17 protein-coding genes are annotated in these 23,621 nt (G+C 60.9%); 4 read left to right on the forward strand and 13 right to left on the reverse strand.

The features are described from left to right. Positions 1–8 precede the first annotated feature (8 nt). The 3 genes from pstA to pstS form a co-directional block, all read right to left on the reverse strand. Positions 9–896: a phosphate ABC transporter permease PstA gene (gene pstA, locus HDE75_RS14270; RefSeq protein WP_183677050.1), complete on the reverse strand. Its 888-nt coding sequence runs from the start codon at positions 894–896 to the stop codon at positions 9–11. Continuing rightward, positions 893–1,864: a phosphate ABC transporter permease subunit PstC gene (gene pstC, locus HDE75_RS14275; RefSeq protein WP_183678008.1), complete on the reverse strand. Its 972-nt coding sequence runs from the start codon at positions 1,862–1,864 to the stop codon at positions 893–895. The genes pstA and pstC overlap by 4 nt, the downstream gene beginning before the upstream one ends. Positions 1,865–2,110: 246 nt before the next feature. Beyond that, positions 2,111–3,160: a phosphate ABC transporter substrate-binding protein PstS gene (gene pstS, locus HDE75_RS14280; RefSeq protein ID WP_183677049.1), complete on the reverse strand. Its 1,050-nt coding sequence runs from the start codon at positions 3,158–3,160 to the stop codon at positions 2,111–2,113. 271 nt (positions 3,161–3,431) lie between these two features. On the opposite strand from pstS, the gene ppk1 reads away from it, so the two are divergent. The 3 genes from ppk1 to HDE75_RS26795 all read left to right on the forward strand — a co-directional run bounded on the left by ppk1 (position 3,432) and on the right by HDE75_RS26795 (position 6,459). Continuing rightward, positions 3,432–5,525 carry a polyphosphate kinase 1 gene (ppk1, locus tag HDE75_RS14285; RefSeq protein WP_183677048.1) on the forward strand — a complete coding sequence of 698 codons (2,094 nt, stop codon included), beginning with the start codon at positions 3,432–3,434 and terminating at the stop codon, positions 5,523–5,525. 30 nt (positions 5,526–5,555) lie between these two features. Beyond that, on the forward strand, positions 5,556–6,014 hold the full coding sequence (locus HDE75_RS14290; RefSeq protein WP_183677047.1) for a SixA phosphatase family protein: 459 nt from the start codon (positions 5,556–5,558) through the stop codon (positions 6,012–6,014). A 313-nt stretch (positions 6,015–6,327) separates the two neighbouring features. Beyond that, positions 6,328–6,459: a hypothetical protein gene (locus HDE75_RS26795; protein WP_260174053.1), complete on the forward strand. Its 132-nt coding sequence runs from the start codon at positions 6,328–6,330 to the stop codon at positions 6,457–6,459. Between the two features lie 66 nt (positions 6,460–6,525). Here HDE75_RS26795 and HDE75_RS14295 read toward each other — a convergent pair whose 3' ends face one another. The 9 genes from HDE75_RS14295 to HDE75_RS14335 form a co-directional block, all read right to left on the reverse strand. Continuing rightward, positions 6,526–7,611, reverse strand: a complete 1,086-nt coding sequence (locus HDE75_RS14295; protein ID WP_260174054.1) for a polyamine ABC transporter substrate-binding protein — start codon at positions 7,609–7,611, stop codon at positions 6,526–6,528. Positions 7,612–7,838: 227 nt separating this feature from the next. Continuing rightward, positions 7,839–10,445, reverse strand: a complete 2,607-nt coding sequence (gene clpB, locus HDE75_RS14300) for an ATP-dependent chaperone ClpB (protein WP_183677045.1) — start codon at positions 10,443–10,445, stop codon at positions 7,839–7,841. Between the two features lie 128 nt (positions 10,446–10,573). Further along, positions 10,574–11,053, reverse strand: a complete 480-nt coding sequence (locus tag HDE75_RS14305; RefSeq protein ID WP_183677044.1) for a molybdenum cofactor biosynthesis protein MoaE — start codon at positions 11,051–11,053, stop codon at positions 10,574–10,576. Further along, the gene (locus tag HDE75_RS14310) at positions 11,050–13,617 is read right to left on the reverse strand and encodes a DUF349 domain-containing protein (protein WP_183677043.1); all 2,568 of its coding nucleotides are present in this window, start codon (positions 13,615–13,617) and stop codon (positions 11,050–11,052) included. The genes HDE75_RS14305 and HDE75_RS14310 overlap by 4 nt, the downstream gene beginning before the upstream one ends. Before the next feature lie 141 nt (positions 13,618–13,758). Further along, a complete protein-coding gene (locus HDE75_RS14315; RefSeq protein ID WP_183677042.1) occupies positions 13,759–14,382 on the reverse strand; it encodes a hypothetical protein in 624 nt (207 codons plus the stop codon). Positions 14,383–14,494: 112 nt separating this feature from the next. Further along, complete coding sequence (locus HDE75_RS14320; RefSeq protein ID WP_183677041.1) at positions 14,495–17,164, reverse strand: bifunctional acetate--CoA ligase family protein/GNAT family N-acetyltransferase; 2,670 nt, start codon at positions 17,162–17,164, stop codon at positions 14,495–14,497. 118 nt (positions 17,165–17,282) lie between these two features. Then, positions 17,283–18,275 carry a DUF2804 domain-containing protein gene (locus HDE75_RS14325; RefSeq protein ID WP_183677040.1) on the reverse strand — a complete coding sequence of 331 codons (993 nt, stop codon included), beginning with the start codon at positions 18,273–18,275 and terminating at the stop codon, positions 17,283–17,285. Beyond that, the gene (locus HDE75_RS14330) at positions 18,272–19,537 is read right to left on the reverse strand and encodes a winged helix-turn-helix domain-containing protein (RefSeq protein ID WP_260174055.1); all 1,266 of its coding nucleotides are present in this window, start codon (positions 19,535–19,537) and stop codon (positions 18,272–18,274) included. The genes HDE75_RS14325 and HDE75_RS14330 overlap by 4 nt, the downstream gene beginning before the upstream one ends. Positions 19,538–19,643: 106 nt before the next feature. Beyond that, positions 19,644–20,015, reverse strand: a complete 372-nt coding sequence (locus HDE75_RS14335; RefSeq protein ID WP_183677038.1) for a YajD family HNH nuclease — start codon at positions 20,013–20,015, stop codon at positions 19,644–19,646. A gap of 259 nt (positions 20,016–20,274) precedes the next feature. Here HDE75_RS14335 and HDE75_RS14340 point away from each other — a divergent pair, with 259 nt between their 5' ends. Next, complete coding sequence (locus HDE75_RS14340; RefSeq protein ID WP_311735115.1) at positions 20,275–23,295, forward strand: PAS domain S-box protein; 3,021 nt, start codon at positions 20,275–20,277, stop codon at positions 23,293–23,295. Here the strand turns inward: HDE75_RS14340 and HDE75_RS14345 are convergent. After that, positions 23,265–23,618 carry a hypothetical protein gene (locus tag HDE75_RS14345; protein WP_183677037.1) on the reverse strand — a complete coding sequence of 118 codons (354 nt, stop codon included), beginning with the start codon at positions 23,616–23,618 and terminating at the stop codon, positions 23,265–23,267. The two genes, HDE75_RS14340 and HDE75_RS14345, sit on opposite strands and share 31 nt — an antisense overlap. Between the last annotated feature and the right edge of the window lie 3 nt (positions 23,619–23,621).

Below are 23,621 nucleotides of genomic sequence, written 5' to 3' on the forward strand. Positions count from 1 at the left end.
TATTTGAATTAGTTAGGAACTTTTTGGCTGAACATGGTACGCGACAGGATGTTCAGGGCCAGCACGCTGAAAGTGATCAGCAAAGCGCCACCCCAGGCCAGCGAACGCCAGTTGTCGTACGGGCTCAGCGCGAACGAAGCAATGACGGACGGCAAGTTGGCCAACGGTGCATTCATGTTAAAGCTTTGGAACTGGTTATTCAATGCAGTGAACAGCAGCGGCGCTGTTTCGCCAGCGATACGGGCCAGGGCCAGCAGCACGCCCGTGATCACACCGGCCTTGACGGCGCGCAAGCGCACCAGGGTCGCTACCTTCCAGCGCGGCGCGCCCAGGGCAAACGCGGCTTCCAGCAGGCTGTTCGGTACCAGGCGCAGCATATTGTCCGTGGTACGCACCACCACTGGCACGGCGATCAGGGACAGGGCGATCGAACCGGCATAACCGGAGAAATGCTTAACGTGCGCTACATACAGGGCGTAGACAAACAGGCCGATCACGATCGAAGGCGCCGACAGCATGATGTCGGTGACGAAGCGCGTGACTTGCGCCAGCTTGTTTTCTTCGCCGTATTCGGCCAGGTAGACACCGGCCAGCACGCCGATCGGGGTGCTGACCAGGGTGGCCAGGCCGACCATCATGGTACTGCCGACGATCGCGTTGATCAGACCGCCACCATCGCTGCCTGGGGCTGGCGTGGTTTGCGTGAACATGTCGACGGACACGGCGCCGAAGCCCTTGACGATCAGGGTGAACAGGATCCAGGCCAGCACGGCCAGGCCCAGGGTCATGGCGGCCACCGACAGGGCGATGCCGATGCGGTGCATCAGCAAACGCTTGCGATAGACAGGATTCATGGCCGGCTTGGCCGGTGCGTTCATGGCGGAGACTTGGCTCATTTCGTGCCTTCCTTGCGAGACATGCCAGCCAGCATCAGCTTGGCGGCGGATAAAACGATGAGGGTGATGACAAACAGGATCAGCGCCAGCGAGAACAGCGACGACACGTGCAGCGCCGATTGCGCTTCGCCAAATTCATTGGCCAGCAGCGAGGTGATGCTGTTACCGGGCGCAAACAGCGACCACGACAGCTTGTTGGTGTTACCGATCACGAAGGTGACGGCCATGGTTTCGCCCAGCGCGCGGCCCAGGCCCAGCATAACGCCGCCGACCACGCCGGTCTTGGTATAAGGCAAAACGATCTTGCGCACCACTTCCCAGCGCGTGCAGCCCAGGCCGTAAGCCGATTCTTTCAGGACGGCAGGGACGATTTCAAATACGTCGCGCATCACCGAAGCGATGAAAGGGATGATCATGATGGCCAGCACCAGGCCGGCCGTCAGGATGCCGATGCCCATCATCGGGCCGCTGAACAGCTGGCCGATGACAGGCAGCTTGCCCAGGGTGCTTTTCAACACCGGCTGGACGTAATCGGCAAACAGGGGCGCGAACACGAACAGGCCCCATATACCGTAGATGATGCTGGGCACACCGGCCAGCAGCTCGACGGCCGTACCCAGCGGACGGCGCAGCCAGGCTGGGCAGATCTCGGTCAGGAACAGGGCGATACCGAAGCTGACAGGGAAAGCGATCAACAGGGCGATCACGGAGGTGATCAGGGTACCGACGATGGGGATCAGGGCGCCGAACTGGTCATTGACAGGATCCCACTCGGCCGAAAAGATAAAACCCAGGCCAAAGGTCTTGAAGGTCGGCACCGATTCCATGATCAGCGAAATGATGATGCCCACCAGCACCAGCAGCACCGACAAGGCGAACAACATCGTCACCTTGTGGAACAGGAAATCCTGGATACGCTGCTTGCGCATGGTGGAAAGCATTTGCGCGTGACTGATGGAGTCGGTCATGGTGCCGCCGGGCATGGGGATCGTGGAGGAAGTGGATTGTGCGCTCATATTCTGCCATGTGTGGTGATACTGTTTTACTACTTGTTTTTACTACTTGTTTTTACTGCTTATTTTTACGGTGCTGCTCTTGTTCGTTTAGCCGGGAGCGCCTGCAAGCTCTTGCGGGCGGTCCTGGCTAACTCCCTGCCCTGCTGCCGTGTTGCTGGCGCAGGGCAAGGATGATCATTCAATACTCAGCGTATCGGATTAGTAGATTGCTTTACCTGCGGAATCTTTCAGGTTGGCTTTCCACGAGTCTTGCACCAGTTTTACGACCGATGCTGGCAGTGGAACGTAGTCCAGGTCAGCAGCAGCAGCGCCACCGTTTTTGAAGGCCCAGTCGAAGAATTTCAGGACTTCTTTGCCTTTGGCGGCATCAGCTTGTGCTTTGTGCATCAAGATGAACGATGCGCCGGTGATAGGCCAGCTGTTTTTGCCAGCCTGGTCGGTCAGCACCACGCCGAAACCTGGCGTTTTGCTCCATTCAGCGCTGGCAGCAGCTGCTTTGAACGCGTCGTCGCTAGGCTGCAGGAAGGTGCCTTCCTTGTTTTGCAGCTGGGTGTGGGTCATCTTGTTTTTCTTGGCGTAAGCCCACTCGACATAACCGATCGAACCCTTGATGCGCTGTACGTTCGCAGCAACGCCTTCGTTACCCTTACCGCCTACGCCAACTGCCCATTTCACAGCCGTGCCAGCGCCGATTTTCGATTTGAATTCAGCGTCGGTTTTCGACAGGAAGTCGGTGAACAGGAACGACGTGCCCGAACCGTCAGCGCGGTGTACCACGGTGATGTCTGCGTCTGGCAGCTTGATGCCGCTATTCAGGGCAACGATTTCAGGGGCATTCCACTTGGTGATCTTGCCCAGGTAGATGTCGCCAACGACTTTACCAGTCATTTTCAGTTGACCAGGAGCCACACCGTCCAGGTTGACAATGGTAACCACGCCGCCCATGATGGCTGGGAATTGGGTCAGACCCGACTCATCCAGCTCTTCTGCCTTCAAAGGCATGTCGGACGCGCCGAATTCAACGGTCTTGGCTTTGATTTGCTTGATACCAGCGCCGGAACCGACGGATTGGTAGTTCAGGCCATTGCCGGTAGCGGCTTTGTAGGATTCAGCCCATTTGGCATAGATTGGGTACGGGAAGGTTGCACCAGCACCTGTCATATCTGCCGCCATGACGGAAGCGGAAGAAAATGCCATCGCTGCCGAAGCACCCACGACGATAAATTTGAACATTTGCTTCATTTGCATATCAAGTCCTCAGGGTTGTTAGGGCGGAAAGCCCCGGTTGAATGCTGCGCAGTCTAGCAAGCGAATATGACAGCTTTATGACATGGCTGAAATTTCTTGAAATATTTGCCTACGCCCCGGAAACAGGCCTTTTTGAAGGCCATCATGACAAGGATTCTCACCAATTATTACAAGCAATGTCATGGTTACGTCACATTACATCATTACACTTATTGCGCGTCACACAAGTAGAAATATCGCTAGAATTAACTATCTGCAAAGACAAAAGAATATGAAACCTGACCTGCACACGGAAGTGACCAAATCGGGCATCCTGCTGGACCGCGAGTTGTCGCAATTGACTTTTAATAAACGCGTGATGGCGCAGGCGGAAGACCCCAGCATCCCCCTGCTCGAACGTCTGCGTTATCTGTGCATCGTCAGCAGCAATATGGATGAGTTCTTTGAAGTGCGCGTGGCCAGCCTGCTGGCAGCCGGCAGCATCGGCGGCTCGCTGGCCGGCCACCCTGCACTGATCGCCAACCTGGAACGCATCGGCAAGGAATGCCATGCGCTGGTCGAGCGCCAGTACGAGATATTAAATAACGATGTCTTGCCGGCGCTGCGCGAAGCGGGCGTGCACTTGCTGCGCGATAATGACCGTAACGATGCGCAGCGCGCCTGGGTGAAGGAATATTTCGACCGCGAAGTGCGCCCCCTGCTCACGCCGATCGGCCTCGACCCGGCCCACCCATTCCCACAGGTCGTCAACAAGAGTCTCAATTTCATCGTCTCGCTGAGCGGCAAGGATGCGTTCGGCCGCGGCACGGCGATCGCCATCGTCAAGGCGCCACGCGTGCTGCCACGCGTGATTAAACTGCCCGACGAGATTTCCGGCGACGGCGTATCGTTCTGCCTGCTCTCTTCCATCATCCACGCGCATATTTCCGATTTGTTTGCCGGCCGCGAAGTGATTGCCTATTCGCAGTTCCGCGTCACGCGCGACAGCGACCTGTGGGTCGATGAAGATGAAGTCAAGAACTTGCGCCAGGCATTGAAAGGCGAGTTGGTCGGCCGCCAGTTCGGCACCTCGGTGCGCCTGGAAGTGGCCCGCAACTGTCCGCCAGAACTGTCGCAATTCCTGCTCGACCAGTTCAGCCTGGACCAGAGCCGCCTCTACCGCGTGAATGGCCCCGTCAACCTGGTGCGCCTGACGGAAATGATCGACCACGTAAAACAGCCCACCTTGCGTTTCCCGCCATTTTTCCCGGGCCTGGCGCACAAGGCCATCGGCAACGATATCTTTGCCGCGCTGAACAAGCACGACATCCTGCTGCACCATCCTTACCAGTCGTTCCAGACGGTCATCGATTTCGTCCGCAGCGCCGCCTACGATCCGGCCGTGGTGGCCATCAAGCAAACCATCTACCGCACCGGCATGAACTCGGACTTGATGGAGTCGCTGATCACGGCCGCCAAGCTGGGCAAGGAAGTGACCGTCATCGTGGAATTGATGGCGCGTTTCGACGAAGAAGCCAACATTAACTGGGCCGACAAGCTGGAGCAGGCTGGCGCGCAAGTGGTGTATGGCGTAGTCGGCCTGAAAACCCACGCCAAGGTCGCGCTCGTCATCCGCCGCGAAGAAGGCGCGCTACGCTTTTATGCCCACCTGGGCACCGGCAACTATCACCCGACAACGACCAAGCTGTACACGGACTTTGGCTTGCTGACGGCCAAGCAAGACCTGGCGGTGGAAGTGAACGAAGTCTTCATCCACCTGACCAGCCTGACCAAGCCGCATAACCTGAGCTTGCTGTGGCTGGCGCCGTTCGGGCTGCAAAGCGAAATCATCAAGGCCATCCGCAACGAAGCCAAGATCGCCCGTTCGGGCCGTCGCGGCCGCATCATCGTCAAGATCAATGCGCTGGTCGACGAATCGGTGATCCGCGCGCTGTATGCGGCCTCGGGCGATGGCGTGAAGATCGACCTGATCGTGCGCGGCGCCTGCACCCTGAAGCCGGGCGTGCCGGGCTTGTCGGAAAACATCAAGGTGCGCTCCGTGATCGGGCGTTTCCTGGAACACAGCCGCATCTATTACTTCCGCAACGACCTGGCGCACGATGTGTATCTGGCCAGCGCCGACTGGATGAGCCGCAACCTGTTCCGCCGCGTGGAAGTCGCTTTCCCCGTGCTGGACCGCGCCTTGAAGCGGCGCGTGATTGCCGAAGGCCTGAACCCGTATTTGAAGGATAATACGAATGCGTGGGAGCTGGAACCGAGCGGCCAGTATGTGCGCCGCAAGCCACGCGCCAAACAAACCCTGTTCAGTGCCCAGCAATACCTGATGCAAACACTGGGCACGCCGGGCGCGGAGGTCGGGGAATAGAGAACGACTTTTAACACAGAGGAGTACAGCATGGATCTGATCTTGTGGCGACATGCGGAAGCCGAGCCGGGCGTGCCCGACCTGGAACGCGCCTTGACGGCCAAGGGGCAAAAGCAGGCGCGCCGCATGGCCGACTGGCTGGGTTCGCAACTACCCGACAATTGCCGTATCCTCGTCAGCCCGGCCCTGCGCACCTTGCAGACGGCCGAGCCGCTAGGGCGCAAGTTCAAGCTGGTGCCTGAACTGGCGCCGGGCGCCGAAGCGGAAGATATCCTCAAGGCCGCCAACTGGCCGGGCAACAAGGAAACCGTGCTCATCGTCGGCCACCAGCCCACCCTGGGCCAGGCCGCCGCCCTGCTATTGACGGGCGAAGTGCAAGACTGGGAAATGCGCAAGGCCAGCGCATGGTGGTTCTCCCAGCGCGAGCCAGGCGACGCGCTTAGCGTTTATCTGAAAGCCGTGATGGCGCATGACCTGGTGGTCAAGTAAGAAATCTCAAGCAGGGAAATGCGCAAGGCCAGCGCGATCATGGACAGGTTCTCCCAGCGCGAACCGGGAGACGCACTCAGCGTCTACCTGAAGGCAGTGATGGCGCATGACCTAGTGGTGAAATAACGGTGCTCAAATCAGGCAGATGCGCAAAAAATGCGCTGGGACAAATACTGTTGAGATTGGCAACATAGGCGAGCTTGTAAAGTGCTGACTATCTGCTAGAGTTTAATTGCGTCAACTACGTGTTGGAGCGCTGCTCTGACACCTTGAGCAACCCAGCGGGCGGCCGCTCAACAGCGGCTGAAACATCATGTCCATGTCCATCTTGCTAGTGTTTCTGTTTATCGCCATTTTCGCGGCCATCATCGGCTTCATCGCCTTTGAACTGATCGAGGAAATGCGCGGCAGTCGTCATAAACTGGTCGACCGCTATCACGAGTAGCGCACACATCAGCAATATCGAATGGCGCCAGCGACGGCATCACCGTCTCTCGCGCCATCCTTGTTTTTACACCCCGGTTTTAAACTTCGTATAGATCCGCGTCATCAGGCGGCGGATATCGGCCGTGGTCGCTTCCGGCGCGGCCATCCGCTGCTTGTCGGCGTCCGGCAGGAAGATGGCCTTGTTTTCGCCAATATCCTTGCGCACATACTTGATGCTGGCTGGATTCGGGTTGGCGTAGAACACCTTGTTGCTCAGACTGGCATGCACTTGCGGGCGCAAGATGTAGTTGATGAACAGATGCGCATTGTTCGGATGCGGCGCGTCGGCAGGAATGGCCATGGTGTCGAACATCAGGGCGGCCGTCTTCGGCACCAGCACCTGGATCACATTGCCATTCTTCGCATCGATGGCGCGCTGGCGGGCGATATTGATGTCGCCGGACCAGCCCAGCGCCACGCACACGGCGCCGTTGGCCATGTCATTGATATAGCCTGACGAGCTGAACAAAGTCACGTACGGACGGATGGCCTGCAGCACCTTTCCCGCTTCCTGGTAGTCGGCAGCCGACTTCGAATACGCTGGCTTGTTCAGGTATTGCAGCGCGGCCGGCAATACTTCGGATGGCGAATCGAGGAAAGACACGCCGCACGATTTCAGCTTCGATGCATATTTGGGGTCAAAGATCAGGTCCCAGGCGTTGTCAGGCATGGGCAAGCTGCCCAGCGCCGCCTTGACCTTGTTGACGTTGATGCCCACCGTGGTGTAGCCCCACAGCCAGTCGACCAGGTAGTCATTGTTCGGGTCGATCTTCGACAACTTGGCTTGCAGCGATGGATCGAGGTTGCCCAGGTTCGTCAGCTTGCTCTTGTCGAGCTTGCGCAACAGGCCCGCATCGATTTGCAGGCGCGCCCACTGGGCCGTCGGTACGACGATGTCATAACCGGACTTGCCCGCCACCAGTTTCGCATTGAGGATTTCGTTATTGTCGAAAACATCATAGCGCACCTTGATGCCGGTTTCCTTCTCAAAATTCTTGATCGTATCGTCGCCGATATAGTCCGACCAGTTATAGATGTTGAGAACTTTTTCTTCCTGGGCGTGGGCAGGCAAGGCCAGCACGGCCGCCGCCAAGGCCAAGGCCGAGCTCATTCCCAATGCTACGCGCCGTCCAACTTGCCATGTGCTTGCCATATCCCACCCTCCAGGTAAATTCAGAAAATATTGCGCATGATAGCAACAAGGGCGCAATCAGGTCTAGCCTGATTGCGCCCTTGCTTTACATTATCTCGACGTTAGCTTACGCCAACACCATACAGCATAAAACTGGGGTCAGACCCGACGGGTCTGACCCCCAGCATTTGCCGCTGGGATAAGAATTACGCCTTGTCCAACCCTACCGCAGCCGAGCCAAACGTCAGCGCACCGTTCTGCGCATCGATGCGTATCTCGTCTTTCGCCCCAAACTTGCCTTCCAGTATCAGCCTCGACAGCGGATTTTCGATCTGCTGCTGGATCGCCCGTTTCAACGGCCGCGCCCCATACACGGGATCGTAGCCGGCTTCGGCAATCTTTTGCAGGGCGGCATCGGTGATGCTCAACTGCATGTCCATGCGGGCCAGGCGCTGTTCGAGGATTTTCAGCTGGATCTTCGCGATCGCACCGATATTTTTCTCGTCCAGGCCATGGAACACCACGATTTCATCGATACGGTTGATGAACTCGGGACGGAAGTGCGAGCGTACCTCGGCCATCACGGCCAGCTTGACGACACCAGGATCATCGCTTTCCATCGCCTGGATTTTATGCGAACCCAGGTTCGAGGTCATGATGATGACGGTATTCTTGAAGTCCACCGTACGGCCCTGCCCGTCCGTCATGCGGCCATCGTCCAGCACTTGCAGCAGCACGTTGAAAACGTCCGCATGGGCTTTTTCCACTTCGTCGAGCAGGATCACGCTATATGGCTTGCGGCGCACGGCCTCCGTCAGGTAACCGCCTTCGTCGTAACCCACGTAGCCGGGCGGCGCGCCGATCAGGCGGGCCACAGAATGTTTCTCCATGAACTCGCTCATATCGATACGTATCATCGATTCTTCCGTATCGAACAGGAAAGTCGCCAGTGCCTTGCTCAGCTCGGTCTTGCCGACACCGGTAGGCCCCAGGAACATGAAGGAACCATACGGACGGTTCGGGTCGGACAGGCCCGCGCGCGAACGGCGGATGGCGTCGGCCACGGCATTGATCGCCTCGTCCTGGCCCACCACGCGCTCATGCAGTTTCTCTTCGATATGCAAGAGCTTGTCGCGCTCGCCCTGCATCATGCGCGACACGGGAATACCGGTGGCGCGCGACACCACTTCGGCGATTTCCTCGGCGCCTACTTGCGTGCGCAGCAGCTTTGGATGGCCGGCATCGATCTTGGGAAGACCGCTGTCGGCCTGCTTGAGCTGCGCCTCCAGCTGCGGCAGCTTGCCGTACTGCAGCTCGGACACCCGCTGCCAGTTGCTTTCGCGCGTGGCTTGCTCCATCTGCAGCTTGATTTGCTCGATTTCTTCCTTGATGTGCGTGCTGCCCTGCACCACGGCTTTTTCCGCCTTGAGGATTTCCTCGAAGTCGTTGTACTCGCGCTGCAGCTTGATGATTTCTTCATCGATCAAGCCCAGGCGGCGCAGGGATGCCTCATCTTTTTCCTTCTTGACGGCTTCTTTTTCGATCTTCAGCTGTATCAAGCGGCGTTCCAGCTTATCCATTACTTCCGGCTTGGAATCGATCTCGATCTTGATCTTGGCCGCTGCTTCATCGATCAGGTCGATCGCCTTGTCGGGCAAAAAGCGGTCGGTGATGTAGCGGTGCGACAATTCAGCGGCCGCGATAATTGCCGCGTCCGTAATTTCCACCTTGTGATGCAGCGCGTACTTGTCTTGCAAACCGCGCAGGATGGCGATCGTCGCCTCGACGGTAGGCTCATCGACCAGTACTTTCTGGAAACGCCGTTCCAGCGCCGGATCTTTTTCTATGTATTTACGGTATTCATCCAGGGTGGTGGCGCCCACGCAATGCAGTTCGCCACGCGCCAGCGCGGGTTTGAGCATATTGCCGGCGTCCATCGCGCCTTCGGACTTGCCCGCGCCCACCATGGTGTGCATTTCATCGATGAAGACGATGGTCTGGCCTTCATCCATGGCCAGTTCCTTCAGCACGGCTTTCAGGCGCTCCTCGAATTCACCGCGGTACTTGGCGCCGGCCAGCAAGGCTGCCATGTCCAGCGACAGTACGCGCTTGCCTTTCAAGGATTCCGGCACTTCGCCATTGACGATGCGCTGCGCCAGGCCTTCGACAATAGCTGTCTTGCCGACACCCGGTTCGCCGATCAGCACGGGGTTGTTCTTGGTGCGGCGCTGCAAGATCTGGATGGTACGGCGGATTTCATCGTCGCGGCCGATCACCGGGTCCAGCTTGCCCTTGCGAGCCCGTTCGGTCAGGTCCAGCGTGTATTTTTTCAGCGATTCGCGCTGGCCTTCGGCCTCTTGCGAGTCTACCTTGTTGCCGCCGCGCACAGCCTCGATGGCCGAAGCCAGCGCCTTGCGCGTCAAGCCATTTTCGCGCGCCAGCTTGCCGCCGTCAGACTTGTCTTCCGTCATCGCCAGCAAGACCATTTCACTGGAAACGAACTGGTCGCCCGCTTTTTGCGCTTCCTTGTCAGCCAGGTTCAGCAGGGCCACGAATTCGCGGCTGACCTGCACGTCGCCGCCCGTGCCCGATACCTTGGGCAAACGTTCCATCGAGGCAGTCAAAGCCTTGGACAAGCCGCCCACGTTGACGCCTGCGCGCTGCAGCAAGGAACGGGCGCCGCCATCGTCCTGGTTCAACAGGGCCGTCAGCAGATGGACAGGTTCGATATAGGGATTGTCATTACCCACGGCCAAGCTTTGCGCGTCGGCCAGGGCTTCTTGCAGTTTAGTGGTTAGTTTATCTTGTCGCATGTAAAGCGCTCCCGAATTAATTAGTTATGTAACAAATTGGGGTAAGGCGGCACTTTTCAAGCATACACAAACAAACTCATTACTGCGCTGACACAACTTTCAGTTGTGCGGCAGTGATTTGATACGATTCAATTTGCCTTTTTTGACCATTTGGACAGGGCAGCCTCGTCGCTGACACGGGCGTCGACCCAGCGCGCTCCGGCCGGCGTATCTTCTTTCTTCCAGAACGGCGCTTCCGTCTTCAGGTAATCGATGATGAATTCGCAGGCCGCAAACGCTTCGCCCCGGTGCGCGGCCGAGACCGCCACCAGCACGATCTGCTCCTGCGGCTTGAGCGGGCCGACCCGGTGGATCACCAGCGCGCCAGCTACCGGCCAGCGGGCGCTGGCCTGGGCCAGAATCGTCTCGATGGCTTTTTCCGTCATGCCAGGATAATGCTCCAGCTCCATGGCAGCCACGTCCAGGCCATCGTTCAAGTCGCGCACGGTGCCGACAAAACTGACCACCGCACCCACCTTCGGGTTACCCGCACGCAAGTTTGCGATTTCTTGACTCAAGTCAAAATCGGCTTGCTGTATGCGGACACTGAAGGTGGAGCGGGACGTCATTTTGCGCCAGCGCCTATGCGGCGCAGCAAGGCTTCGATGCGGCTGGCCGTGCGCACGTCGCTCAGCGCAGGAATCGCACACAGTTGCATCAGTTGCGACACTTGCGTGAGCGGCTTCTGGCCTGATTTCAGCGACGACTGCAATACTTCCACCTGCATTTTCAGGCGGTCGCGCGCATATTCGGCGCCGCTATCGACACCGGCAACGATTTCCAGGCGCAACACTTCTTCCTGCAATCGTGGCAGGTTCGCTTGCAATTGCTGGGCGTAGGCGGCACGGCTATCGCCATCCAGCGCCGCTTGCGCGGCGGCAAAACGCTGATGCAGGCTGCGTTCGTAGTGCGCGTCCAGCGGCGGCAAGGCGCTCCAGCGCTCGCCCCAGGCCTGCGCCTGAGCTTGCTCACCACCATCATTGACCGCCGTTTCCAGCGCCTGGCACAGACGCAGCTTGTCGCGCAAGGCATTCGCTTGTGCAGCGCCGGCGCGCTCAGTGATGGCGTCCGCTTGCGCTTGCACTAACGCAACGGCGGCCTGGTAGCGCTGCTCGATTTTCGCTTCGCTGGCGCGCGGCACGGGGCCGGTGGCGTTCCAGGCGGAGCGCGTGTCGCGCAGCAACTGATGAATGGCCGCCGTGCGGGCCTTGTCGTCGCCGTCAGGAATCACGGCCGTTTCCAGGCTGGCGCACAGCGCTTCGCGTGCATGCAAGTGTTCACGGCGCTCGTGGTCGGCCGCGTGGGCGGTTTCCTTGCGTTTAGCAAAGATATCGTCGCAGGCGGCGCGGAAACGCTGCCACAGAGCCTGCTCGGCGCGGCGCTCCAGCGGCAAGGCCTTGGCCAGTTCCTGCCATTTATCCTGCAGCGCGCGCAGCATGTCGACCGTATTTCGCTCGGACGGTTTCAGCAGACCCACTTCGACGATCAATTGTTCGCGGCGCGCCGTTTCGATCTGGCGCTGCGTTTCCAGCGGTTTCGACAACGCGTCGAGGGCAGCGCCAAATTCGCCATCCAGGCGTTTCTTTTCCTTGCGGTCGATGGTGCCCAGACGGGTCCAGGCCTGGCGCACGCGCTGCGAGGCGGCCGCGACATGTTTCCAGTCCGTGCTTTGCTGGGCGGCCAGGGCCGCCGTTTCATTGATCAATTCCTGCGCCTTGGCGGCATTACCCTGGCGCTCTTCGGCCAGTTGCTTGAAATGCTGGGCAGCAGGCGCATACGCCACGCTGCACGCAGCATCAAAACGTTCCCACAGCGATTTCGGCGCCGGGCCGGACAAGGTGTCGAGCGATTTCCAGCGTTCGCGCAAGCTGCCCACTTTCTTGGCCAGTTCGCTCATGGCCAAGCCTTGCGCCGGCAATTCCTCGCCGGCCTTGACCAGTTCTTCGCGCGAGACGTTGCCGCCCCAGCGCGCCCAGTCGGCCAGTTGCTTGAATTGTGCGCGTACATGCGCCAGGCGGTCTGACTGGGCTGGCGTCAGACGGCCATGTTTGCTGTCGCGCAAAGTCTTGTCATGCTCGGATGCCACATGCAGCAAGCCTTCCTGCAAAGCCGCTTCCATGCCGTCGAGCGCCTTGAAAAATTGCTCGCCAGCTTCCTTCGGCGGCAAGGCACGCTCTTCCTTGACCTTGCGTGGCGCAGCCTCTGCTGCTGGAGCCGGGGCGGCAGTGGGCGCAGGCACGCTGGCCAGCAGGGCGGTAAATTGCTGCTGCAAGCTGTCCGACAACGGCGACTCTGGCAAGCGCGGCAAGGCTGACCATGCACGGCGCAAGGTGTCCGCATCCAATGCTGCGCTGTCTTGCGCCTGCCATTGCTGCAACGCAGCCTGGCGCGCATCGAACGCGGCCTGGTGTTGCTGCAAGCCTTGCAGGGCAGATTGCGCCTGGGTACGGGCCACACTGAAATCGGTCAGCAAGTGTTTCGGCAGCGACGCGCGCTCGGGCGATTGCGTGTGCTGTGCGTGTTCAAGATCGAGGCGTTCCAGCGCCTGCGCCAGCTCGGCAGCGGTGCCGCCGGCCGCAGCCAGGCTGCGTACGGCGGCCACGGCGTCGATCACGGCGCGCTGCAAAGCCACTTGTGCTTCCAGGCGGGCAGCCAGCGCGGCGCGGGCAGCGTCAAAAGCCGCCGCCAGTTCCGGCGTGGACTTGATGACTTGCCACAGGCGGTCGAGTTCAGCCACCTGGTTAGGACTGAGTTTTTCATCGTGCAGCAAACGCTGGGCCGTATCGATGCTGGCCTGGGCGCGCAGGGTTTCCGCCGTCAGATGGCGGATCAGGTCGATGCGGCCCTGCATTAGCTTGGCAACGCGGCGGTCCGTATTGCGCATGGCTGCGTGGACTTTTTCCAGCAAGGGCAGCGTGTGGACGTGTTCGGCCGCGATCAAACGGGCATCGGCAAATTCGCTGGAAATGATGAACTCGGCAGCGGCGGCTTCATTGCCAGCCACGGCCTGGGCACGCGCCACTTGTTCGGCGCGGCGCGATGCGCTCTGCGCCGTGGCGGCGACTTGCTCTGCCACTACTGGATCCGGTTCGGAAGACTTGCTGGCAGTGCGCTTGAAAAGGAATTCGAACATGACGGGTTTCGCGTGGATCAAAACCAACATCATAACAAAGCCGGGGGCATTGCATCGGACAGCACCACAGTCGTTATCAAACAGGCATGATCAATATTTTCCCTATGAGAAATTGCCCAATGAATCACCCTCGCCTGGGGGTCAGGCCCGCGCCCGGCATGCCGAGCCAGTACCCACTTCCGGCGCAACGGGCCTGGGGGCGACAAACGGCAAGACTTGCGCCTTGCTGCGGCGGTCTTCCTCGGCGCGCGCATCGTGGGCCAGGAATTGATAGGCGATGGCAAACCAGGCTTCGCCGCCTATCACCTTGCGCGCCAGCGCGAACAATTCGCGTTCTTCTTTTTCCAGCCGCGCCAGCAGCGCCTGGCAAAAAGCATCGATGCTGGCAGACAGTGTTTCGATTTGCGCTTCGATCTGCTGTTGCGAGTTGTCTACAGTAACGCCGGCTCGCTGCTGCACGGTATTGACGCTCTCCAGCGCGGCATGCTGCAAGTGGTTGAGTTCAGCGATCAAGCCATCGGCATGTGGCGTGGCCTGGCGGATCGCGGGGATCAGGTACAGCTCCACCTTGCGCCAGTAGCCACTTTGATAAAGCCGGTTCAACCAGTCGGCCGCATATTGCCACTGGGCCAGAGTCAGCTGATTTTGATGATGCAGCTGCGTATGCAACTGTGCATGCATGTATTTTTGAAACGCCAGCAGGCTCACGCGGATGCTCGCCTGTTCAACCGATAAGGAAACCAAAGTATATGTCGCCGTTAGCATGCACTCACTCCCAAAATGCGCCCCGAATACGTACGAAATCGCTGGATGAAAGTGAAAGTGTAAAGACTAGCGACAAGGGCGGGTTTGATCCTGCACAAACCCGTGACGTGCTTTAACTGCGACGCAGGCCGATATGCAGATTGACCACACCAGGCTCTTCCGACGGGCTGACCTCGCCGCCAAAACTTTTTACCAGCCGCTGCATGCCCTTGTTGCGCGCCATCGCCTCGCCCACCAGCGCTTCCGTGCCGCGGCTGCGGAAATAATCGACCAGCTTTTCAAACAGGATATGGCCCAGGCCCTTGCCCTTCAGCGCCGAGCGCACGGCGATGGCGAAATCGGCCGTGATATTGTCCGGGTCGGCCACGGCGCGCACCACGCCTAGGGTTTCCGGCTGGCCGTCAGGCCCCGTGTGCGTGGCGATAAACGCCATGGCGCGGTCGTAATCGATCTGCGTCAAACGCGCCAGCTGCGACAGCGGCAGTTCGCGCATGGAAGTAAAGAAGCGCAGGCGCACGTCGTCCGGGTCCAGCGCATGGAACATGGCCAGGTGCTGCGGCGCGTCTTCCGGGCGTATCGGGCGCAGCAAAATGGGCTGGTCCATCCATGTCACCCACTGTTCCAGTTCCTGCGGATACGGGCGTATCGCCAGGCGGTCGCTTTTTTGCCCCGGCTGCAGGCGGATGCGCGCGTCGAGCGCGATCACGCCATCAGCGTCGGCCACCAGCGGGTTGATATCGAGTTCGGCCAGCTCGCCGATATCGGCCACCAGCTCTGCCACCTGGATCAGCGCATGGCAGATGGCGTCGACATTGGCGGCCGGCTGGCTGCGATAGCCAGCCAGCAGTTTCGACACGCGGGTGCGCGCCAGCATGTCGCGGGCCAGGACCATGTTCAGCGGCGGCAAGCCGATCGCATGGTCGGCCGTCACTTCCACCGACAGGCCACCCTGCCCCACCAGGATCACGGGACCGAAGGCGGCATCGGTGGTCACGCCGACGATCAATTCATGCGACTGCGGCCGGCGCGCCATCTGCTGCACCGTAAAGCCGTCGATCTGCGCATCGGGACGCATGCGGCGCACGCGTTTGAGCATGGCTGCAGCGGCCGTGCGCAAAATATCAGGCGTATCGAGGTCCAGCGCCACGCCGCCCACATCCGATTTATGCGCGATGTCGGGCGCATGGATTTTCAGCGCCACCGGGTAGCCAATCTCCGCCGCCACGGCCAGCGCCTCTTCCACGTCGGCGGCCATGCGCGTGCGCGCCACGGGTATGCCGTAGGCCGCCAGAATCTCTTTCGAGCGGCATTCACCCAGCACCGTCTGGCCGGCCGCCAGCGCGGCGGCGACAATCTCGCGCACGCGGGCGCGGCGCGGCGTAGCCGACATCGGCAGTTGCGCCGGCACTTGCATCAGCATTTCCTGGTTGCGCCGGTACTGCACGATCTGCATGAAGCCATGCACAGCTTTTTCCGGCGTATCGTAAGTGGGAATGCCAGCCCGGTTGAACACCTGCCGCGCGGGCGACACTACACTGCCGCCCAGCAGGCAAGTGAGCACCGTGCGCGAGGTGGCCTTGATCAGCGGCGTGACCGCTTCGGCGATATCCACCGACGACACCATGGCCGTGGGCGCATGCAGCAACAGCAAAGCGTCGGCCTGTGGTTCATCGAGCAGCGGCTTGATGGCGCCCACATAACGCTGCACGGGCGCGTCGCCAGCCAGGCCCACCGGGTTATCGTGCGACCAGCCCCGTGGCAGCGCCTTTTCCAGCGCGATCACGGTATCGGGCGACAGTTCGGCCAGGGTGCCCCCGCTGCCCACCAGCGCATCGGTAGCCATCACGCCCAGGCCGCCGCCATTGCACAAAATCGCCAGCCGCTCGCCGCGCTGGGCGCGGATATGGGTGAGCGTTTCGACCGCATCGAACAATTCCTCGGCCGAATACACGCGCAGCATACCGGCGCGGCGGATGGCGGCATCGTAGACGGCGTCGGAGCCAGCCAGCGCGCCCGTATGCCAGGCCGCCATCGCCGCACCGGCCGCCTCGCGTCCTGCTTTCAAGACGATCACAGGTTTGCTGCGCGACGCCGCCCGCGCCGCCGACATGAATTTGCGCGCCGCCTGGATATCTTCCATGTACAGCAAAATAGCGGCTGTATCGACGTCGCCCGCCAGATAATCGAGCAAGTCGCCAAAATCGACATCAAAGCTGCCGCCCAGCGAAATGAACTTGGAAAAGCCCACACCATGCGCATGGGCCCAGTCCAGCACGCCCGAGACCAGCGCCCCCGATTGCGATATGAAAGCGATCTTGCCTGGCGTTGCCGGCACGTGGGCGAAACTGGCGTTCAAGCCCAGTCTGGGCACCAGCAAACCCATGCTGCCGGGGCCCAGGATGCGCAACAGATGCGGCTTGGCCGCCTTCAGCATGGCCTGGCCCAGCTTTCCATGCTCCGCACCACCATCAAGGCTAGCCGTCATGACGATGGCCGCGCGCGTACCCAGCGCACCCAGCTCGCGGATCAAGCCAGGTATCGTCGCCGGGGGCGTGCAGAGTATCGCCAGGTCTGGCGCCTTGGGCAGCTGCGCCAGCTTGCGGTAGCAGCGATGGCCTTGCAGTTCATCGTACTTCGGGTTGACGGGCCAGACTTCGCCCTGGAAACCGCCGCCCAGCAGATTGGACAGGGTAATGGCGCCCAGGCTGTGTTCACGCGCAGAGGCGCCGATCAGGGCAACCGAAGCCGGCTTGAACAGCTTGTCGAGATTACGGATACTCATATTGGCCTCATGGGCGTATGGTGCTGGGAATAATGTCACGGGCCAGTGTATAGGAGGCGCCGTCAAAAAAACTTGACCTTGTGCTGGCTTTCACAAAAAACAGTGCACGCATCAAGGACTACCAGCGCGAGCGGTGGTTTTCCGTCACGCCGGCCAGCTGCGCCACGATACGCTTCGGTGCATTCACGCTGCTGCGCACCCAGCCGCTGAAAGTACCGATAGGCTGGATATAGCGGCTGGAGGCAAGCCACAGGTTTTTATCTTCGCGGCGCGCCCCTTCGGCCCTGAAATGCAGGTCCAATAAATCGTCGTCGGTCCACACATGCCATGGCGCCAGCGGATTGTCCGGATTGAAGTCGAAATGGGCGCGGCCCAGCGCAAACAGCTGGCCATCGAGCCACAGTGCGTTTTCCTGTCCGCCAAAGTACCCTGCCTGCAAATTGAAACCCAGGTCCAGGCTATGCGCCGACGCCCAGCGCCATTCCGTCTCGCGCGCCAGCAAGCCATTCGAATAATCAAAGCTGGCCACGCCGTCATCGAGGCTGTAGCCCATGGCGCCGCAGCGCACGGTGCCCCACAGCGGCAAGCCGCCCGATTTTTGCGTTGCATGCACGCAGCCGCCCTCGCCCACGGGACCGAAGGCCAGCAAGGCTGGGGACACGGGCGGGCCGAATTCGGCATCGATGGCAAAGTGGCCGCAGTCGAGCAGCAAGCGGTGGCGCTGCTGGCTGGCAGCTTCGATGACGATGCTGTTCGACAGGAAGCGGAAACGGCTGCTGCCACCCGCATGCGGCGCCACCCGGCAGCCCATGCCAGGCATGCCGTTTTGCGAAAATGCGGCCACGACCTTGCCCTTGTGACGGTCGAAAGCGTAGGCGAAGGCGGTGCTGGCCCAGCCCAGGTCGACGATGGCGACGCCGCAAAACAGCGCCGGGGTCGACAGCGCCACATAATGCCAGCGTTTGTGGTGGAACCGCCGCCAGATTGCGCCGCGCGCATGGGGCGCAGCCAGCGCAGCCCAATCGAATTGCTCGACCAGCCCCGCATAGCGACCGAAGCGGGGAACACCATCCCCGTCGAGCAGCGCTGGCGGAGACGGTGGCAATATCATGCGGCCAGCCTGTCCGCAGGTATCGCCAGCGCGGCGGCCAGCAGCGCGCCGAATGCAGCCGGCTGCGACTGCGTCACGTCAACCTGCGGGCAAGCATGCCAGTTGGCCAGGCGCTGCACGGCGCCGGCTACGTCATGCACCAAACGCGCACTCATACGCACGCCGTCTTCCAGCGCCAGCGACTTGATTTCAAAGCGTCCTTGCGCGCGGTGCGCCTTGGCGTCGATACGCCCCACCAGCGCGCCACGGCGCAGGATCGGCAGGGTAAAGTAGCCGTACTGGCGCTTCTCCGCGGGCGTATAGCATTCAAGCCGGTAGTCAAAGCCGAACAGTTCCAACGCGCGCCGGCGGTCCCAGACGACCGGATCGAACGGCGACAAGATCGTCGTCAGGGTAGGCGACAAGCGTCCTTCGGCCGCCGTGCGCGCCAGCGCCGCATGGTCCGCATGCACATACACGGGATCATCCCAGCCAGCCACCTGGCAGCGCAGCAAAGCGCCTTCCTCGACCAGCGCCTGCAGATCCTGCAGCAGGCTGGCCCGCGGCTGTCTGGTGCGGAAATAATCGCTGATCCAGCTGGCCCGCGCCAGGCCCAGCGCCTTCACGCTGGCCAGCAGCAGGCTGCGCCGCACTTGCTGTTCAGACGGCAGTTGGACATCGTCCCAGCCGGGCAGTACACGTTCGGCCAGGTCGTAATAACGCTGGAACTGGTGGCGTTTGGCGATCATCAGCACGCCCGAGGTGAACAACACTTCCAGCGAGCGTTTTTCAGGCTTCCAGCTCCACCAGCCGCCAGCCTTGCCATCCGTGCGCTCGAAGTCGGCTGAGCGCACGGCGCCATTGACGCGGATATGTTCGAGCACGGCGGCCACGGCTTGGCCCTGCTCGTCCATCCATTTGACCGAATATTTCCAGCCCATCGCCGCCGGATCGAGCATGCGCGGCCGGTACAAGCCATAGTCTTCGATCGGCACGAAACACGCTTCGTGGGCCCAGTATTCAAACAGCGCACCCTCGGCCAGCAATTGCTCCAGCCAGGATTGCGGATAATCGCCGAGCCGGCTCCACAGCACCAGATACGGGCTGCGCGCCACCACGTGGATGGTATCGATCTGCAGCACGCCCATCTGGCGGATGGCCGCCAGTACGTCAGCCTTGGCCGCCTTTTTACGGCGCGATTGCAGCAAGCCCTGCGCCGCCAGGTGCAGGGTGCGGGCGCCGGCCAGGGTGAGCTGCAGTGGCTCTGTGGATGGTGCGGACAAGATCGGCTCTTTTTCATCATGCGGGTTCTTCATGCCACAAAGATACCGCATCCGCAGGCTGGCAGGCGCTTTTTTTAAGCAGCCCCGGCTATCGCGCCCTGTCGATTCAGTCTTTCTTTTTGATCAACCCTGCCAGCGCCGCAAACGGATTATGCGTGGCGGGCGCCACTTCGGCCGACAGCAGGCCGGCGCCACGGTCCGCCTCCAGGTAGCGCGAGTGCTCATTGTCGTGGCAATACAGGCACAGCAGTTCCCAGTTGCTGCCATCGGGCGGGTTGTTATCGTGATTATGGTCGCGGTGATGCACGGTCAGCTGCTGCACGTTGGCGTGCGTGAATTCACGCGTGCAGCGGCCACACACCCACGGATACATCTTAAGCGAACGCTCGCGGTAGCCGTTTTCGCGCTGGTCGGCGGCACGGCGCGCTTCGGCGACGATCTTGTCGAGCCTGGCTGCATCAGGTTTTTTGCTCTGCATGACAACTTTCAATATGGAAGGAAGAAGCCCTCATTTTAATGATGATGGGGCTGCCGTTGTACTATTTTTGCCACGCCGCCTGCCTCTGATAGACCCGAATACTGGGCCGGAGGACTTTTTTTACGTGCGCAGCGCCATCCATGTTTGATTTAACGCAAAATAACGCCCATAACAGGGGCCAACCCCGCACAAGCGATTCCAGGCTGCAGGCTCTATAATCCGCGCCACGCCGCCCCTTTCAATGACTCTTGAAGCGCACGTGATATCGACCACGAGACCCCTGCAACGTTTTGCCCACCGCCTGTATCGCCTCAGTCTGCCCCTGTTCGCGCTGAGTTTGCTGATCGTGATCTGGAGCGCCGTCATTTACCAGGTGGGCCAGGAGCGGACCAGCGCCGTCAAGGACGCCGTGGCCAGCAGCCAGTCGCTGGCGCGCACCCTGGCCGACCATACGGGCTATATCCTGCGCCAGGCCGACCACGCCACGCAGCTGTTCAAGCTTAAGTACGAAGAATCGGGCGCGACCCTGCGCCTGAACGAATTCACGCGCCGCCTGGGCCTGCTCGACAGTGTGCTGCCATCGAAGCTGGAACTGCCGATCGCCCTGGTCGACGCATCGGGCGCCGTGATCGACAGCGTGCATGCGTACATGCCGGAACACCTGGCCGGGCAAGCGCTTTTCAAGGCGCTGGTGGCCAATCCGGTCGACACGGCGCTGGTCGATACCCCCACGCTCGATGTAGCGACGAAAAAATGGACAATACGCCTGGCGCGCCGCCTGAACGATGGACAGGGCCGTTTTGCGGGCGCCATCATCATCCTGGTCGATCCCACCTATTTCGTCGATGATTACGACCGCCTCGATCTCGATGAAAATGGCGCCCTGATGCTGGTGGCGCGCGACAATGGCCTGACTGTGGGCCGCGTCGGCGAGCAGGTGGTGGTCAGCGACCGCATCGATTTCCGCATGCCGGGACCGCCCACGCATGCGCCAGACGAATTATTGATCACCCCCGCCATCGACAAGACGCAGCGCATCTACAGCTACCGCGAATTGCCGCGCTACCCGCTGCTGGCCGTGGTGGGCGTCAGCCGCGACGCTGCCCTCAGCCATTTTGAACATCGCCGGCGCGTGTATTTCGGCATACTGGTCGGCGCCAGCCTGCTGATCACCGTCTTTACCTTCTTGCTGAACCGGCAGAGCGAGCGCCTGCGGCGCAGCATCCGCCAGGCCAAGGAGGCTCAGGCGCTTTTGCGGGCGGCGCATCAGGGCAGCCTCGACGCGGTGCTGCTGCTCAAAGCCTGGCGCCAGGCCCCGGGCAAGCCGGTGGAAGATTTCATCTTTGCCGACGTCAATGAGAGCGCCGCCGGGATGCTGGGCAAGCCGCGCCCGGAACTACTGGGGCAGCGCGCGCTGCGCCTGGTGCCGCTGCTGCGCGGCGAGCGCTTTTTTCGGCGCTTCGTGCTGGTGATGGAAACGGGCCAGCCGCTGGAGGACGAATTCGAACTGAAGCAGCCATCGGGCGGCTCGCGCTGGCTGCGCTACCAGATCGTGCCGATCAGCGACGGCGTGGCCGTCACCTCGCGCGATATCAGCGAACGCAAACACGACGAACTGGAAGTGCAAGGCAAGCGCAGCTTCCTGCAATCGCTGATCGAGCACTTGCCGGTGCTGGTCTACGTGAAAAGCGCCCGGCCTGAAAATTTCGGCCAGATGGTGGTGTGGAACAAGGCGGCGGAGCAGGTCACCGGCTACCTGGCCGATGACGTGCTCGGCAAGACCGACAGCGCCGCCTTCCCGCCCGATTTCGGCTTGCACGATGGCCAGGACGATCTCACTATCCTGGCCGAACGCCGCGTCATCGACCACCCGGAAAAGCCGCTGCGCCTGGCCGATGGCAGCCTGCGCCATCTGCATGTGGTTTCAGTGCCGGTGTTCGACGAGCGCCAGCAGACTGAATACATCCTGTGCATCGCCGAAGATATTTCGCAGCGCCGCCAGCAAGAAATGGAACTGCGCCAGAACCAGGCCGAACTGGCTGCCGTCACCGACGCGTCACCACTGGGCCTGGTGCGCCTGGACCGCCAGCGCCGCTGCACCTATGTCAACCGTACCTTCGAGGCCATCACCGGCCTGCCGCGCGCCGCCGCGCTGGGGGCTGGCTGGACCAGCGCCCTGCATCCAGACGATTACCCGCAAATGCACGTGGCGCTGGAACGGCTGCGCCACGACCATGCGCCCTTCCAGTCCACCTTGCGCTGCCTGCACCGCGACGGCAAGCTGGTGTGGGTCTCCGTGAAGATCGCTCCCATCCTCATCGATGGCCAGATCGAAGGCTATGTGGGCAGCCTCGATGACATCACCACCTTGCGCGAATCGGAAGTGGCGCTACTGGAAAGCGAATCGCGCCTGCGCACCATCGCCGACACGCTGCCGGCCATGATCGCCTACGTCGATGCCGACCAGATCTACCGCTTCCTGAACATCGCCTATGAACGCGAGTTCGACCTGAGCGGCATGCAGGTACTGGGCAAGAGCGTGATCGACACCATCGGCCCGGTACGCTACCGCATCGTGCTGCCGTATATCGAGCGCGTGCTGCGCGGCGAAACCCTCAGTTTCGAGGAAGAAGACCTGAAGGATGGCCTGGAGCGCTGCATGGAAGTGATCTATATCCCGCAGATCGGCGAAGATAACCTGCACGTGGTGGGATTTCACGTGATGCGCCAGGATATCACCGTGCAGAAACGCGAAAAACAGCGCCTGCTGAAACTGGCCCAGGTCGATACCCTGACCGGCCTGTCCAACCGCGCCGGCTTTACGCAAAAGCTCAGCGACGCCATGCACGAAAGCCGCCAGCAAGGCCGATTGATGGCCGTTATGTACATGGATATCGACCGCTTCAAGCCCGTCAACGATACCTACGGCCACGGCACCGGCGACGCCCTGCTGCGCGCCTTTGCCCAGCGCCTGACCCACACCATGCGCGCCACCGACTTCATCGCCCGACTGGGCGGCGACGAATTCACCATCATCATGGAACATATCAACCGGCCGCACGACGCCGCCATGCTGGCTGAAAAAATCGTCACGGCCATGCGCCAGCCCTTCGATCTCGATGGCGTCGTGGTCCACATCTCGGCCAGCATCGGCCTGGCCTTCTACCGCGATGAAGACATCAGCCCCGCCGCACTGCTACAGCGGGCCGACGTGCTGCTGTACCAGGCCAAGCAGGATGGGCGCAATACCTATCGGGCCGGGACCATGGTCGACGGATAAACCATGCGGACACGTCGGCACCAGCGCGAGTAGCCCTGCGAGCCCGGCCGCGCATCGTAGCGCAGTCCCCACCATGGCAGGAAGACAGTGTTGCCACCGCGTGCGCGGAACCAGGGTTTGTCGTGGTCGATGGGACGGACCACGGCCGGCGGCGCTACCACCAGCGCCGTCACCTGTTGCGCTTCACTGGCGCCCGCCACCAGTACGGAACCACCTACGTGGTTGGCATGGGCTATCGCCAGCGCCACATTCGCAAACGGCCCGCCGCCCCAGTAATCGTATTCGTTCAGGTAGATGGAGTCGCCATAGTCCTGCAGTTCCATATC

The organism is Janthinobacterium silvisoli (assembly GCF_014200725.1).
Classification (GTDB): domain Bacteria; phylum Pseudomonadota; class Gammaproteobacteria; order Burkholderiales; family Burkholderiaceae_D; genus Janthinobacterium.

Bases quoted from the DNA above. Each gene is read 5' to 3' on its own strand.
- pstA (WP_183677050.1), bottom strand. From the start codon at position 896: ATGAGCCAAGTCTCCGCCATGAACGCACCGGCCAAGCCGGCCATGAAT.
- pstC (WP_183678008.1), bottom strand. From the start codon at position 1,864: ATGACCGACTCCATCAGTCACGCGCAAATGCTTTCCACCATGCGCAAG.
- pstS (WP_183677049.1), bottom strand. From the start codon at position 3,160: ATGCAAATGAAGCAAATGTTCAAATTTATCGTCGTGGGTGCTTCGGCA.
- ppk1 (WP_183677048.1), top strand. From the start codon at position 3,432: ATGAAACCTGACCTGCACACGGAAGTGACCAAATCGGGCATCCTGCTG.
- HDE75_RS14290 (WP_183677047.1), top strand. From the start codon at position 5,556: ATGGATCTGATCTTGTGGCGACATGCGGAAGCCGAGCCGGGCGTGCCC.
- HDE75_RS26795 (WP_260174053.1), top strand. From the start codon at position 6,328: ATGTCCATGTCCATCTTGCTAGTGTTTCTGTTTATCGCCATTTTCGCG.
- HDE75_RS14295 (WP_260174054.1), bottom strand. From the start codon at position 7,611: ATGAGCTCGGCCTTGGCCTTGGCGGCGGCCGTGCTGGCCTTGCCTGCC.
- clpB (WP_183677045.1), bottom strand. From the start codon at position 10,445: ATGCGACAAGATAAACTAACCACTAAACTGCAAGAAGCCCTGGCCGAC.
- HDE75_RS14305 (WP_183677044.1), bottom strand. From the start codon at position 11,053: ATGACGTCCCGCTCCACCTTCAGTGTCCGCATACAGCAAGCCGATTTT.
- HDE75_RS14310 (WP_183677043.1), bottom strand. From the start codon at position 13,617: ATGTTCGAATTCCTTTTCAAGCGCACTGCCAGCAAGTCTTCCGAACCG.
- HDE75_RS14315 (WP_183677042.1), bottom strand. From the start codon at position 14,382: ATGCTAACGGCGACATATACTTTGGTTTCCTTATCGGTTGAACAGGCG.
- HDE75_RS14320 (WP_183677041.1), bottom strand. From the start codon at position 17,164: ATGAGTATCCGTAATCTCGACAAGCTGTTCAAGCCGGCTTCGGTTGCC.
- HDE75_RS14325 (WP_183677040.1), bottom strand. From the start codon at position 18,275: ATGATATTGCCACCGTCTCCGCCAGCGCTGCTCGACGGGGATGGTGTT.
- HDE75_RS14335 (WP_183677038.1), bottom strand. From the start codon at position 20,015: ATGCAGAGCAAAAAACCTGATGCAGCCAGGCTCGACAAGATCGTCGCC.
- HDE75_RS14345 (WP_183677037.1), bottom strand. From the start codon at position 23,618: ATGGAACTGCAGGACTATGGCGACTCCATCTACCTGAACGAATACGAT.